At 48.2% G+C, this 14,581-nt stretch carries 13 protein-coding genes; 8 read left to right on the forward strand and 5 right to left on the reverse strand.

Annotated features, from left to right (window positions below; genetic code table 11):
* Positions 1–2 precede the first annotated feature (2 nt).
* The 6 genes from EDM59_RS05090 (at position 3) to EDM59_RS05115 (ending at position 6,883) form a co-directional block, all read left to right on the forward strand.
* On the forward strand, positions 3–911 hold the full coding sequence (locus tag EDM59_RS05090; protein WP_122922602.1) for an ABC transporter permease: 909 nt from the start codon (positions 3–5) through the stop codon (positions 909–911).
* A gap of 9 nt (positions 912–920) precedes the next feature.
* The gene (locus tag EDM59_RS05095) at positions 921–1,937 is read left to right on the forward strand and encodes an ABC transporter ATP-binding protein (protein ID WP_122922603.1); all 1,017 of its coding nucleotides are present in this window, start codon (positions 921–923) and stop codon (positions 1,935–1,937) included.
* Positions 1,927–2,898 (forward strand): ABC transporter ATP-binding protein, encoded by a 972-nt coding sequence (locus tag EDM59_RS05100; protein ID WP_122922604.1) that lies wholly within the window; start codon positions 1,927–1,929, stop codon positions 2,896–2,898. The genes EDM59_RS05095 and EDM59_RS05100 overlap by 11 nt, the downstream gene beginning before the upstream one ends.
* Before the next feature lie 91 nt (positions 2,899–2,989).
* A complete protein-coding gene (gene allB / locus EDM59_RS05105) occupies positions 2,990–4,357 on the forward strand; it encodes an allantoinase AllB (protein WP_122922605.1) in 1,368 nt (455 codons plus the stop codon).
* Positions 4,358–4,370: 13 nt separating this feature from the next.
* Entirely contained in the window at positions 4,371–5,609 is a 1,239-nt protein-coding gene (locus EDM59_RS05110; RefSeq protein ID WP_122922606.1) for an ArgE/DapE family deacylase, read from the forward strand.
* Between the two features lie 452 nt (positions 5,610–6,061).
* Positions 6,062–6,883, forward strand: a complete 822-nt coding sequence (locus tag EDM59_RS05115) for a PfkB family carbohydrate kinase (protein ID WP_122922607.1) — start codon at positions 6,062–6,064, stop codon at positions 6,881–6,883.
* A gap of 49 nt (positions 6,884–6,932) precedes the next feature.
* Here EDM59_RS05115 and EDM59_RS05120 read toward each other — a convergent pair whose 3' ends face one another.
* The 5 genes from EDM59_RS05120 to EDM59_RS05140 form a co-directional block, all read right to left on the reverse strand.
* Entirely contained in the window at positions 6,933–7,823 is an 891-nt protein-coding gene (locus EDM59_RS05120) for a carbohydrate ABC transporter permease (RefSeq protein WP_122922608.1), read from the reverse strand.
* A gap of 5 nt (positions 7,824–7,828) precedes the next feature.
* On the reverse strand, positions 7,829–8,704 hold the full coding sequence (locus EDM59_RS05125; protein WP_122922609.1) for a carbohydrate ABC transporter permease: 876 nt from the start codon (positions 8,702–8,704) through the stop codon (positions 7,829–7,831).
* 63 nt (positions 8,705–8,767) lie between these two features.
* Positions 8,768–10,093 (reverse strand): ABC transporter substrate-binding protein, encoded by a 1,326-nt coding sequence (locus EDM59_RS05130; RefSeq protein ID WP_246010900.1) that lies wholly within the window; start codon positions 10,091–10,093, stop codon positions 8,768–8,770.
* A 102-nt stretch (positions 10,094–10,195) separates the two neighbouring features.
* Positions 10,196–11,164 (reverse strand): SIS domain-containing protein, encoded by a 969-nt coding sequence (locus tag EDM59_RS05135; protein ID WP_122922610.1) that lies wholly within the window; start codon positions 11,162–11,164, stop codon positions 10,196–10,198.
* 135 nt (positions 11,165–11,299) lie between these two features.
* Positions 11,300–12,040 (reverse strand): GntR family transcriptional regulator, encoded by a 741-nt coding sequence (locus tag EDM59_RS05140; RefSeq protein ID WP_122922611.1) that lies wholly within the window; start codon positions 12,038–12,040, stop codon positions 11,300–11,302.
* Positions 12,041–12,354: 314 nt separating this feature from the next.
* On the opposite strand from EDM59_RS05140, the gene EDM59_RS05145 reads away from it, so the two are divergent.
* Both EDM59_RS05145 and EDM59_RS05150 read left to right on the forward strand, forming a co-directional pair.
* Complete coding sequence (locus EDM59_RS05145) at positions 12,355–13,344, forward strand: ROK family protein (protein WP_122922612.1); 990 nt, start codon at positions 12,355–12,357, stop codon at positions 13,342–13,344.
* 103 nt (positions 13,345–13,447) lie between these two features.
* On the forward strand, positions 13,448–14,506 hold the full coding sequence (locus EDM59_RS05150; RefSeq protein WP_122922613.1) for a Gfo/Idh/MocA family protein: 1,059 nt from the start codon (positions 13,448–13,450) through the stop codon (positions 14,504–14,506).
* The last annotated feature ends 75 nt before the right edge of the window (positions 14,507–14,581 follow it).

Here is a 14,581-nt window from a genome sequence, read left to right on the forward strand (position 1 = left end):
AGATGAATACAACCACCATACCGAGGGAAAAGGAATCAGCTGAAATCGTCGTGCGAAAGAAAAAGAAATCCCAGTGGGTTTCAATCTGGAAACGTTTAAAAAAGAATAAAATGGCCATCGCAGGCTTAGTGATATTAGCGATTATCAGTCTTTTGGCTATTTTCGCAAATGTATTGTTTGATTACAACGCAGTCGCCATTCAGCAAAGTGCCGCATTACGCCTCAAACCGCCATCACTCAGCCATTGGCTTGGGACCGATGAATTAGGCAGAGATATTCTTGCCAGAATTGTTCATGGAGCGCGAGTTTCTCTTCCTATCTCGTTCGCGACGATTCTTATTGCTGCAGTGGCGGGTGGTGTGCTGGGGGCAATAGCCGGTTATGGAAGTAAAGCAGTCGACAATACGATCATGCGGATCATGGATATTTTTCTGGCCATTCCTAGCATTTTGTTATCCATTGCGATCGTATCTGCGCTTGGACCCAGCATGACCAACTTGCTCATTGCCATTAGCATCTCGAATATCCCTCCATTTGCTAGAATCGTCAGGGCGTCTGTCATGGCTATTCGCAATGAAGAGTTTGTGGAAGCGGCGAGGGCGATTGGTGCTAGTGATTTCCGCATTATTTTTCGGCACATCATTCCCAATTCGATGGCGCCCGTAATCGTTCAGGCAACGCTGTGTATCGCAGGCTCGATCTTATCTATCGCGAGCTTGAGCTTCATCGGTCTTGGCATACAGCCTCCTGCTCCTGAATGGGGCGCCATGCTCAGCGGCGGACGGCAATATATCCGTTATGCGTGGTGGGTTTGTGCTTTCCCCGGTGTAGCGATTATGTTAACCATTCTTTCTCTCAATCTCCTTGGGGATGGCTTGCGGGATGCATTAGACCCTAAGTTGAAGAATTAGGAGGCAGCGATGACGGGTAGAAAGCTACTGGAAATTAAGAATCTCACAGTCGAGTATCGGACGGAGGACGAAATCGTTCATGCGGTGAACTCCCTGGATTTGAGCTTAGCTGCTGGGGAGAGTCTAGGTCTGGTCGGAGAGACAGGCGCCGGCAAAACAACAACAGCACTCAGCATTTTGCAGCTTGTAGCCAACCCCCCGGGCAAGATCACGAGCGGTGAGATTTACTATGAGGGAGAAGATCTGCTAAAAGCCAAAACGGATAGGCTGCGTCATATTCGCGGAAATAAAATATCCATGATTTTTCAAGATCCGATGACCAGTCTCAATCCTGTTTATTCCGTGGGTGACCAAATAGCGGAAGTGATTCATCTCCATGAATCATGCAGTAAAGCTGAGGCACAGCAAAAGGCGGCTGAAATGCTGGAAATGGTCGGGATCCCAAAAGATCGGTACGATGAATATCCCCATCAATTTTCAGGCGGAATGAAGCAGCGCGTGGTCATCGCCATGAGTATTGCCTGCTCGCCGAACCTCATCTTGGCGGATGAGCCAACGACTGCGCTGGATGTAACGATCCAAGCTCAAGTACTGGAATTGATGAATGATTTGAAAGTGAAGTTCAATACCTCACTGCTGCTCATTACGCATGACCTTGGAGTAGTCGCACAGGTATGTGACAGAGTCGCTATCATGTATGCAGGGGAGATTGTGGAAACAGGCACGATCGAGGAGATTTTTGAACATCCGCATCACCCGTACACGATTGGTCTTTTTAAATCCATTCCTACTCTGGATGAGAAAGTCGATAAGCTAAAGCCGATAGCAGGGCAGATGCCAGACCCCACGAATTTGCCGTCTGGCTGTTCCTTTCATCCCCGCTGTCCGCATAGGAATGAACTCTGTTCGAGTACCCAACCGGCGATGACGAACGTGGCAGGGACTCACTTTGTGAAATGCTTGATGCACGAGGGAAAGTTTGAGTCACCTGCGTTTCTAGAGGAGGCGGTCAAACATGGCAGATAACATTCTGGAGGTCAGGAACCTGAAAAAGCATTTTAAATCGAAAAACGGAACGCTGCATGCTGTCGATGATGTCTCTTTCAGTGTGAAGCGTGGGGAAACATTGGGACTTGTGGGGGAATCCGGCTGTGGAAAGTCAACAATCGGCCGTTTAATACTCGGGCTGCATCAGGCGACAAGCGGGGAAATCCTCTTCAACGGGCAAGACATTTGCAAAATGAACAAGGCACAAATTCATGATCTGCGCAAGGATCTTCAAATCATCTTCCAGGACCCGTTTTCCTCGCTGAATCCGAGAATGTCCATCGGTGAAATTATTGGAGAGCCGCTGTATATCCATAAAAAGATAAAGCATCGAGCCGATCTCGAAGCAGAAGTCAGACGCTTGATGGATGTGGTTGGATTGAGTGAAAGACTAGTAAATTCCTATCCGCACGAGCTTGATGGGGGACGGCGACAGCGCGTAGGGATAGCAAGGGCATTATCCTTGACTCCACAGTTCATCGTTTGTGACGAGCCCGTATCATCGCTGGATGTGTCTATTCAAGCCCAGGTTCTGAATTTGCTGAAGGATTTGCAGGCGGAATACGGTCTGACCTATTTATTCATTACCCATGATCTGTCTGTCGTGAAGTACTTCTCCGATAAAATAGCGGTCATGTATCTGGGGCAGCTGGTAGAAATAGCCGAATCTGACGAGCTGTTTAAAAAAACGATCCATCCCTATTCACAGGCATTGCTTTCTGCCATCCCAGTCCCCAACATCCGTCAGAAAATGCAGCGCGTAAAGCTGGTTGGAGAACTTACCAGTCCTATTGATCCCGAACCGGGCTGTCGGTTTGCCAAGCGTTGTTTGTACAGTCAGGCAAAATGTGTGGGGCAGGATCCAGCACTCCAGAATTTTGGAAACAGCCATTTCTGCGCATGCTGCCGAGCCGATGAGCTACTGAATGTAACGGTGTAGCGCTTCCTTTTCGACATCAGGAATTTCGCAAAATGGACAGGGATGTTTGAGTCTGAATATTTGTTCTACTCATGATCGAGAGGGGACCGCCATGAAGTATGACTTGCTTATAAAAGACGGGAGTGTCGTTTTCAGAGACGACGTGAAAAGGGCGGACATCGCCATTCAAAATGGTAAAATAGTCGCTATTGCTGACAAGATAGAGGAAGCGGCTGATCAAGCAGTTGATGCAGCAGGTCAATTCGTGATGCCAGGGATGATTGACGCGCATGTTCATATTTGTGAGCCAGGGCGCACGGAATGGGAAGGGTTTGAAACGGGGACAAAAGCACTCGCTGCGGGTGGAACCACAACCTACATCGATATGCCGTTGAACGCATTGCCTGCCACGACGACGAAAGAGGCCTTCGCTTTAAAGCTTGCAGCGGCCGAAGGGAAAAATTACGTAGACTATGCTTTTTATGGCGGTTTGGTTCCGGGAAATCTGGAGAATTTACAAGAGCTGTCCGACGCAGGCGTTGTCGCTTACAAGTGTTTTATGGCTACTTGCGGAACGGACTTGCCGGATGATTTTAAAAATGTAGATGACTACACCCTTTATACCGGAATGAAAAAGATAGCCGAACTGGGACATATGTTGGCGATTCATGCTGAAAATGCCGAGATCACGGACCATCTCGCGCAAGAAAAAAGAAAGCTGGGTAAGGTAACGGCTTTCGATTATGTGGCATCTCGTCCCGTTTTTACAGAAGTAGATGCCGTGAAGCGAGCCCTATTTTTCGCAAAACAGACTGGTTGCAAGCTGCACTTTGTTCATATTAGCAGCGCCGATTCGGTAGAAGAGATTATAAAGGCGCGCAAGGAAGGCGTAGACGTAACCCTGGAGTCATGCCCGCACTACTTTGCGATTACGACCCGCCAGTTTGAAGAAATAGGCCCCGCCGCCAAATGTTCGCCACCTTTGCGTGATGAGTGGGAGCAGGAGAAGCTATGGGAAGCATTGAAGCAAGGCAAAATTGATATGCTGACCTCGGATCATTCCCCTTGTCCGCCAGCTATGAAGCATAGTGAAACGAACGATATGTTTGAAGTATGGGGCGGGATTACAGGCTGCCAGAATAATGTGGACTTAATGTTTGATGAAGCAGTAAAAAAGCGCAGCGTACCCATAACCGAGTTTGTTCGGATGATAGCGACCACCCCTGCGGAAAGGTTTCGCTTGCGGGCAAAAGGCGAAATCGTGATCGCAAAAGACGCCGACATAATCCTGCTCGACCCCAATCAATCCTACGTGGTCAAACCAGACAACTTATATTACCGGCATAAGCATAGTCCATACATCCATAGAACGATTCATTGCCGTGTCACGAAAACATTTGTAAGAGGGCAGGCAGTGTTCGATCTAAATGAAGGGATTGTAGGGCGACCCATCGGACAATTCATACCATTTACGGTGTAAAGGAGAAGCCATTATGAGCGAAGCCAAAAGAGATATTTTGCAATGGGTAGAAAGCAATCAGGAGCAAATGATTCAATTCCTGCAAGAGCTTGTGGCCATTCCGTCCGATAACCCGCCTGGAGATTGTTACGCGATCGCGGAGCATATTCATAAGAGATTGATAGATCTTCAATTCGAAAATGTGCAGTTGCTGGACGTAGATGAAGCGAAGGTCAAGGCCAGCGGGATGATCCGGGTCGCAAATGTATTATCAACGACAGTCTTCGGAGAGGGAGAAGGTCCCGAGATTTCCTTGAATGCTCATGGCGATGTCGTTGCTCCTGGAATGGGATGGACCTATCCCCCGTACGGAGGGGAGATCGTGGATGGCAAACTATATGGTAGAGGTGCAGCTGTTTCCAAATCAGATATCGCGACCTATACCTTTGCCCTTATGGCACTGCGTCACGTGGCAGAGGAATTAAGCGGAAAGGTATCATTGGCGTTTACGTTTGACGAAGAAACAGGAGGTGAAATCGGTCCCAAGTGGTTATTGGATCGGGGGTATATCCACCCTGATATGGCGATCGCGGCTGGGTTCACGCATTCCATCGTCAATGCCCACAATGGATGTCTGCATTTGGAAATCATGGTGAAGGGCAAATCGGCTCATGCAGCAGCCCCTCACACAGGATTTGACGCCATCCACGCCATGAGCGCGATTCTCCACTCCCTGTATGACTATCGCGAATCACTTGGCAAAGTCAAATCGGCCGTCCAGGGGATTGAGTCCCCTACATTAGTTGTAGGGTTAATCTCTGGCGGAATTAATACAAATGTGGTGCCTGACCGTTGTACGATTCGTCTGGATCGGCGTCTGATCCCGGAAGAGTGCGGAGAACAGGCGGAAAAGGAAATCCAACAGGTAGTGGAGCAAGCGATTCGCCATTTCGAGGGCATTGAAGTGGAGGTAGAGCGAATCCTTTTGGCAAACAGCTTTGGTCCGGTGAACGAGAATGAGCCGTTGATTCAGACACTGGGATCAAATTGGAGAGAAGTAATGGAAGGACCTCTGGAAATCCAAGGGGTGCCGCTCTACGCTGATGCCAGGCATTTCTATGAAGCAGGGGTACCGGTCGTGATGTTTGGAGCGGGACCGAAAACCTTACTGGAAGCAAACGGGCACAGAGCTGATGAACATGTCTGCATAGATGATTTGGTGAAGGCCGCGAAAATTGTGGCGCTGACGCTCTATGATTTGTTGAAAAAATAGGTGTCGCACAAAGAACAAGTCAAACACGAAAAGTGCAAGGCTGGCTGGATCAAGAGGCGCTCATTCGTCGCGACCAGTCGATTCCGTCTCTGAAGTAGTGAGAACGCATAGCAAATGTGCTAGTTTCCAGCGAGGTTCATAGATTAAGCTTATCGACTTACATAAGAAGCACACCAATCTTTTATGAATGGTGTGTTCTTTTTTGTTCCCTAGAGCTGTAAAATCCATGGTTACCGTATCCATAACCGATGTGACCTACTGTACGTCCATGGATGTGGAGGAGCAAAGTAAAGCCTGTTTCGATCCAGTAGCCAACCGAGAATGGCGGCAGTAATAGGACGCTATTATAAGTTGAACTAAACGAGATGATGAAATAATAAGAATAGACCGTGTTATCAGTTTATTATATAATGTTATAAGATGTAATATTGAAAATCGATGGGGGAATGGCGATGAGACTGATTGCAATTGGCGATAATGTTGTGGATTATTACAAAGACCGCGGCGAGATATTTCCTGGGGGCAATGCGTTGAATGTTGCCGTGCTGGGCAAGCGCTATCAAGCTGCGGTTTCCTCGTATATCGGTATCATTGGCAATGATCAGGCTGCAGAGCATGTCAAACAAACCCTGCTATTAGAAAACATCGATATTTCAAGATTAAGGCAAGCCTTTGGCCCAAATGGAGAAGCCATCGTCTCACTCAATACGGACGGGGATCGGGTCTTCGTCGGCTCAAATGCAGGCGGCGTACAGGCATACATGGGACTTAGGCTGAACCAGCAGGATAAAGAATACATCGCTTCCCATGATCTATTGCACACCAGTGTTTACAGCAACCTCGAGCATGAGCTGCCCGAATTGCACCAGAAGATAGCGATTTCCTTTGATTTTTCCAATCGTTGGACAGATTCTTACTTGCAGCGTGTTTGCCCTTACATCGATTACGGCTTTTTCTCGGGAAGCGATCTGACGGAAGACGAGTGCCTCCAGCTGATCCAGCAGGCGCATCAGCTGGGAACAAAAGTAGTCGGCGTCACTCGCGGCGCTTTGGGAGCGCTCTTTTCAGAAGAAGGCAAGCTGTACCGGCAGCAAGTCGTAGAAACCGAGGTAGTGGACACACTTGGCGCAGGAGATTCTTTCATCGCGATGTTTCTGATAAAATACCATCAGAATGGGGAGATGGAAGATGCACTCCAGCAAGCTTCCCTAGCGGCGTCCAAGACGTGTGGTCACTACGGTGCTTTCGGTTATGGAGTGCCTAAAGTCGGGTAATCAAGAGATTTGCCAAAAGAAAGAAGCTAGATGCAGAATCTAGCTTCTTTTATCCTTTTATGCCGCCGCTGATGAGACCTCTGACGAAGTATTTTTGCATAAACAGAAAGAGAAGAATGATAGGAAGAGCGGAGATGGTCAGTCCGGCGAGTAGCACTCCCCAATCCGTTTGCAGCATATCCCGGAAGGCCATGAGTCCAGAGGGGATCGTCTTTAGCTTGTTGTCATCGATAAAGATGATGGAAAACAGAAATTCATTCCACGAAAAGTAGGCGGTGAGAAGTGTCGAGGTGAGCAAGATCGGTGTGCTGAGCGGCAAAAAGACTCGTGTGAAGACGCCAAAGCTGCTGCAGCCGTCGAGGTAAGCCGCTTCCTCAATTTCTTTCGGGATGGTTAAAAAATGCGCGCGGATCAGCAGGATCGTAAAGGGGAGACGATACGCCACATAAGGAATGATTAACGCCCAATACGTATTGAACAAACCCAGGCTTTGGATCAGCTTGTAGAGCGGAATCAAGCTTACCTGCGGGGAAAGCATCAATCCACCTAGAATCAAGATCAAGATAAGGTTCTTGCCGCGAAATTGGAATCGTGTGAGCCCGTAAGCCCCAAGAGCGCTCAAGAAGACTGTCAGAAAGCAGGTCAAGCTGGTTACAATCACACTGTTCAGGAAGTATTCCGAGATCCCTTGTTCCCAAGCCGTTACGTAATTCTCAAACAGCCACTGTGTGGGCAGCGCCCAGCTATCGCTGAAGATTTCGGAGGATTCCTTGAGGGAGTTCATCACCATCCAAAATAGAGGATAAGCGATAGCGACAAAGTACAGCAGGAGGACGAGAAAAAGGGTGTATGTACCCAGCTTAGGCGAACGCTTTCGCTTTGCGAGGGGGAGGAGGTGAGCAGTACTTTGCTCTGAAACCGTTTCCAAATTTCTCTCCATGTAAGTTACTCCTCTCCTGTTTTGGATAGTTTCATTTGAACGAGCGATATAACGAGGGTAATCGCCAAAATGACATTCGCAATGGTAGAGGCATACCCCATCTGGTCATTGATGAATGCGGATTGGTAGAGATAGGTGCCCAGTACCTCTGAAGCATGACCTGGACCGCCACCCGTGAGAATGTACACTTCGTTGAAGACGGTAAAGGCGCCCGCTAACGTAATGGTAGAAGTAACGAATGTCATCTCCCTTACCTGTGGGATCGTCACATGGAAAAACATTTGGACTTTACTCGCGCCATCCATTTCGGCAGCTTCGTACAGTTCCTGGGGGATTTTCTGGATCGCTACGATGAACAGCATCATGATGTAGCCGATACTCTGCCACTGGGAAACCGCGATCGCTGCGAAAATGGCAGTGGCGGAATCACCTACCCAAGCTCTTGTCCAACTCTCAAGGCCAATGGCAGACAAAAATCCGTTTAATAGACCGACTTGCGGATGATAGATGAAGTCGAACAACAAGGCGATCACTGTGATCGAGATGATGACAGGTGTAAAGAAAACGGTTCGAAATAAAGGGGAGAATCTTCGGAAAACCTTATCCTCGAGAATAGCTGCCAGGACCAGTCCGCCGCCTACCTGAAAGATCATGGAGATGACCGCGTAGTAGATGTTATTCGTCAATGCCTTATAAAAAATTGGATCGTGAAACAGCTGAACGTACTGGGTAAGTCCGACGAAAGTCCTCTCTGGGGAGAAGGCGCTCCACTCAAACAAACTAAACTCGATGTTTTGAACGATGGGGAAGTAAATGAAGATGAGAATCATGAGGAAACAAGGAAGTACATACAAGTATCCAGTAAATTTCCGCTGAAGCATATAGTCATCCCCCTTTCTGTATGAAGAGACAGTGGAGTCGTTCGGACTCCACTGCCACCTAGGCTACTTGACCTGTTCCCGCACTTGCTGCGCTGCCTTGCGAACGTCTTGCAGAACATCTTCGGGCGTCTTTTCCCCATTGAGCATCTGCTGTGTCCCTGCCAAGTAAGCGTCAACGATCTTGATATCAAGGTCCGTATCCAGCCAAAGAGCCAATCCTTCTGCACTGGTCACTCGCTCGACTGCCTCAATTCCGAGTGGGGTGGCCGTGTTTTCATTCACAGCACCTTTGACAGCACTGTACTTGCCTACCTCTTTAACGAACTTTTCGGCTTGTGCCTTCGATGTCAAAAACTTGAGGAATTTCACTGCTTCATCGGGGTGCTTGGTCGTCGAGGAAATCATGAAGCCTTCCGGGGCACCGGTCAAATAGTTCGGATTCCCTTTGCCGCCCTCGATCGCCGGAAAGTCGAGAAATCCCCATTGGAATTTGGTCTTCGGTTCAACAAGCCGGACTTCTGCGGTCTCCGCGTACAAGATTGCTGCCTTTTGGTCGACGAACATCTGTCTTGCGAATTCGTGGTCCAGTCCGTTCACGTCCTTGTTGAAATAGGGGACAAGCTCCTGCAATTTTCTCAGTGCTTCCACATAGCCAGGGTCTTCAAACGTACCGGACGCCCGATTGTAGTCCTTCTCTCGGACGCTTTCCTCCACCATGCGTTGATTGAGCGTCCCAATATAGTGGGAGGAGGCCCAAGGCGCTTTGTTCCCGAAAGTGATAGGGGTGTAGCCGTTGTCCTTAATCGTTTGCAGGGTGGAGATGAATTCCGACCAGGTCTTCGGTACTTGCAGGTTCAGCTTGGAGAAAATCTCTTTGTTGTAGAAAAACGTCTTGCCGTCGATCGTAAGGGGAACGCCATACAGTTTATTGTCCAGACGGAACGGTACCAGCTGAGATTCCATCAGTTGTTCAGACCAAGCTTTGTCCTGCTCGGCATAGTTCGTCAAATCCAAGGCTTTTCCACCACGTACGAACTTGTAGGCATACTCACCGCTCCAGGAAAAGTAGATGTCAGGGGGATTATTCGTGCCAAGCAGAACGCTTATTTTTTCCTTGTAGGCATCATTGAGCACGGCCTCGGTTTCGATGTGGATGTTTGGATTTTCCTTTTCAAATTCCTTAACCACCTGTTCAAAATAGGTTTTGTCAGGGTCTCTTGGCCAACGATGGAAGAAACGCAGGGTAATCTGCTCGCCCGAAGCAGGAGTGACTGCAGTGCCACCGGGGTTTGCAGAGGCTTGCGGCTTGGACGAATCTGCCGTGGAACATCCTGTTGCCAGAGAAAGAACGAGCAATAGACCAGTCGTGAATCTAACCATTCTCTTCATGACGTTGCCCCCTTTTATCTTGCAAGAAAAACTATAACATAATATAACATCATATTACGATGTAAAATTAAGAATTGTCAAATAACTATTTTCCTACATGGTTTAGTACGGGACCTTCCACATGTACCTCCGAGTGGAGAGCGGATGATTACGGGCATCCGCCAATTCATTTGCAAACTGACGCAGTACAAAATTCAGGACGAGTGGCGAGATGTAGCCTTTGAGATCTTCATCGATGCCGGACAAATCAAATTCTTTGGCGTCGATCACGATCAGCTTTTCACCATATTGTCTACTGAAATGCAGGGCGCGCTCCTCCAGAGGACGAGTCTCATCAAGTCCAAGAAGCTGGATGATCGGCACGGTTTTATCAAGAATTTCAAAGGGGCCATGGAAGTATTCGCCGGCGTGGATCGCGTGAGAGTGAATCCATTGCATTTCCATGAGGATGCAAATCGCAAAAGAGTAGGCGACCCCGTAGTTTGCTCCGCTCGCCATCGTGTAGATGACTTTCTCGTCCTTGTTGCTGGCTGCAAATGCTTTCGCCTGGTCAGCAAACTGAATTTTCGCACGATCATAGGCAGCCTGCAGGCCTTGCAAGGAATGAATCATGCGGTGGAATTTCGCATTTTCTTCTTTTACGTAAAGCAGCCCCGACACCAGCTGGTACATGATCGAATAATTGGTTTCGAAAGCCGGCGCATCTGGTCCATAGCTGTATTTGATGACATGTTCGGATGCTTCCGCCAAAGGAGAAGCAGGCTCGTTCGTTAAGGAAACGGTGAGTGCCCCCTTGCTGCGAGCGAATTTTGCTGCCTCGGCTGTCTCCGGGGTATTGCCGGAATGAGAGCAAAGGATAACGAGGGATTTGGAGCCCAGTCGTACAGGGTTGCGGTGAATAAACTCGTTGGAGCTATACAGGTCAGCGGCGATGGTCTTCGCTTCCCGATCCAGGAAATATTTGCTCGGGTACATCAATGCGGATGAGCCTCCGCAAGCGACGAGAAACACATTTTCAATGGGGCGGGAGCTGATTGCATCTAAAGCCTGTTGAACTTGTGGGTGTAGCATGAAATGACCTCCTTAAATGGATGGATTGGTTATATAACAATATATAACATCTTATCAAAAGGTATTCAACTGATTTTTCTGAAAAATATAATAAAAATCACGGCAACATAAAAACACTGGATTCATCGTCCAGTGTCAGTTACTGCGAGTCTGTCCTGTATTGATCGTGAATGTGACGCGGTCCGTGGGGATGAGCGAACAGGAGGAATGGAAGGGTTTTTCTTGATCATCGTAAGCGACCTTGTCGATTTGATAGAGAGGGGTACCTATGGGACAGCGCAGCAATTCGGCTTCTTCCTGTGTGGCCATGATGACATTTAGCGTCTTCAGATTGGAAGCGGGCTGGACATCATAGTATTTTTTCAACACTTGGTAGGTAGAAATCGATTCGGCAATATGTTTTTCTAGGTTTGGAAACCGGGTCAACGGATAAAAAACGGTTTCCCATACAAGCGGGGCGTCGTTCACATAATGCAGCCGTTTCAACTGCAGTATGGATGTTCTGGGTGATATTTGCAGAGGGGCAGCAATGGCTTCATCTGCTTCTAGGATCGTAGTAGAAACGATTCGTGGCTGCGGCATCTTGCCGGTCTGGGTGAGAAATTCGGAAAAACCGTTTACGGCAATCAGCTCGCGTTTTAATTTGCTGGCCGTGACGAAGGTGCCTTTGCCTTGCTGACGCTGCAAGATCCCCGCTTCGACCAGCTCTGTAATCGCCCGGCGGGTAGTGATCCGGCTCACACCGTACATGTCGCATAGCTCTCCCTCTGGAGGAAGCTGCTGTCCGACTTTGTATACGCCACGATTGATATCTTCCTTGATGACCTCTTTTAGCTGGAGATAAAGCGGTTTGAGGCTGGAGTTGTTTAATTTCATTGTTTCGTCTCCGATCAAAAAAAATTTTGAATCGTCATATAATAATATATCACATTTTATTCCGGCAAGCATTTTACTAAATTTCGTTCGCTGCAAAGCGGGGAGAGAAAGCCACTCTTCAGGAAACGGAAGGGATTGTCCGTGGGCAAGCCCATGACGTCGAGGATCAGCTGGATTTCGCTTTCCGATATAAAATAATATTCAGAATAATCTGGACGCAAAGCAGGCGATGTGTTAATAATAAAGAGAAGCTACTTTATAAAACCAGTGGAGAAAGTAACTGACATCTGTGATGGGAAGGGAGGAGGGCAGCAGTGTATAGAAACGAGTACGCGATCGGGCTGGATTTGGGTGGAACGAAGATTCTGGCTGGATTGATAGACGGCAGGGGACAGATCATAAGCCAAAAGCAGCTGCCGACTTCTTCGGATGATGGTGAACAAGCGGTAATCAATCGGGTTATGGCCGCGATCGAAGCCGTGATGGCAGATGCAAGCGTGGAGGGCCATCAGGTGCGAGGGGTAGGAATCGCTTCGGCAGGAGTCATCGACAGCGCGAAGAACGAGGTGATTTTTGCGAGCAATCTCGGTTGGCGCAACGTTCCGATCGGACAGCTGATTCAGGAGAGATTCGACCTACCTGCGTATTTGATGAATGATGCGAATGCATCGGCGGTAGCCGAGTGGATGTGGGGAGCGGGCAAAGGAACGCAAAATATGATTTACGTCACAGTAAGCACAGGCGTAGGTGCAGGGATCATTTGTAACGGCCGCCTGCTCACGGGAAATGATGGCAGCGCAGGTGAATTCGGGCACATATCGATCGATTGGAAGGGGCCGATCTGCCGCTGCGGAAACAGGGGATGTCTGGAGAACTATGCGTCAGGCACTGCGATTGAAATGATGGCGCGAACCAAAATAGCAAACCGCGATTCGTCGCTTTCCGGAAGTTTATTGGAAGGACACGAAGAACTAACGGCAAAACAAATAGGAGAAGCGGCTCTCCAGGGAGATCAGTTTTCAATCGGCATTTTGAAGCAGGCGGGTTTTTATCTTGGGGTTGGAGCGACGAATTTGATCCATTTATTCAATCCGGAACTGCTCGTGTTCGGTGGTGGAGTCATGAACTCGGCTCCTGTTATTTTGGAGGAGATTGAAAAAGGCGTGACAGCGCATTGTATACCCGGTTTGGCGAACCAAGTTCGCGTGGAGCTAAATCAATTAGGGACAGAATCAGGCGTCATGGGAGCGGCAGGCTTGCTATTTTCTACGCAAGAGAGGGAAGGAAAATTTTCATTTTTATAATTGAACATGTATTGCAAAGATTAAGATAATTTTGTATCATCTATTTAATAACTCCAGTGGAAAAATTAATTGGCGATGAAGTCAGATCATTAGGAGGCAAATCGTGAAAAAAGTAAAGGTCGCGGTAATCGGTGCAGGTTCCATTTCAGACATGCATATGCAATCGTACCAAAACAATGAAAGAGCTGAGCTGTATGCCGTTGTAGATTTCAACGAGGAACGAGCAAAGGAGAAGGCAGAAAAGTTCAACGCCAGAACCTATTATTGTCGATTGGAAGATGTATTCGCAAATGAAGAAATCGATGCCGTAAGCATTTGCACCTGGAACAACACGCATGCAGAGATTTCGATTGCCGCTCTGAACGCAGGCAAACACGTTCTGCTCGAAAAGCCTTTATCCACATCGGTTGAAAGCGCTCTTGAAATCGAGGAGGCAGTAAAACGCAGCGGAAAGGTCCTGCAGGTTGGGTTTGTCCGAAGATACGATACGAATGCTCAGCTTTTGAAGCAGTTCATTGATCTGGGAGACCTCGGGGATATCTACTACGCCAAAGCATCCTGCCTGCGCCGTTTGGGAAATCCGGGTGGATGGTTTGCTGACAAGGAGAGATCCGGTGGAGGGCCGCTGATCGACTTAGGCGTGCACGTGATCGATCTTTGCTGGTACTTGATGGGGTGTCCAAAAGTGAAGACCGTCAGCGGCAATACATACAACAAGCTTGGCAATCGCGCTAACGTCAAGAACCTTTCCTTTTACAAAGCTGCCGATTACGACCCGGGAAAAAACACGGTAGAGGACTTGGCCAATGCGATCATTCGGTTTGAGAATGGAGCCTCACTCATGGTGGATGTAAGCTACACGCTCCATGCGAAAAAAGAAGAGCTGTCCGTCAAGCTTTATGGCGACAAAGGCGGTGCCGAGGTAGAGCCACAGCTTTCCATCGTAACGGAAAAACACGATACGATCCTGAACGTCAGCCCGCAGATCGATAAATTATCGTTTGACTTTAAGCAAGGCTTTCAAAATGAAATTGATCACTTTATCTCCAGCGTTCTTGGCGAGAAAGAGACTCTCAGCCCTGTACAAGATGGCGTAGAGATGATGAAAATTCTCTGCGGAATCTACGAATCGGCACAGCAAGGACGCGAAATCGAATATTGAGTCAGGCTTTTGGCAGTGTACCTTGGGACATCCAGATTTCATCTATCAGATAAAAATTGTAAGGGGGAAAAGGTT

Origin of the sequence: Brevibacillus nitrificans (assembly GCF_003710965.1) — a bacterium.
Taxonomy (GTDB): Bacteria; Bacillota; Bacilli; order Brevibacillales; family Brevibacillaceae; genus Brevibacillus; species Brevibacillus centrosporus.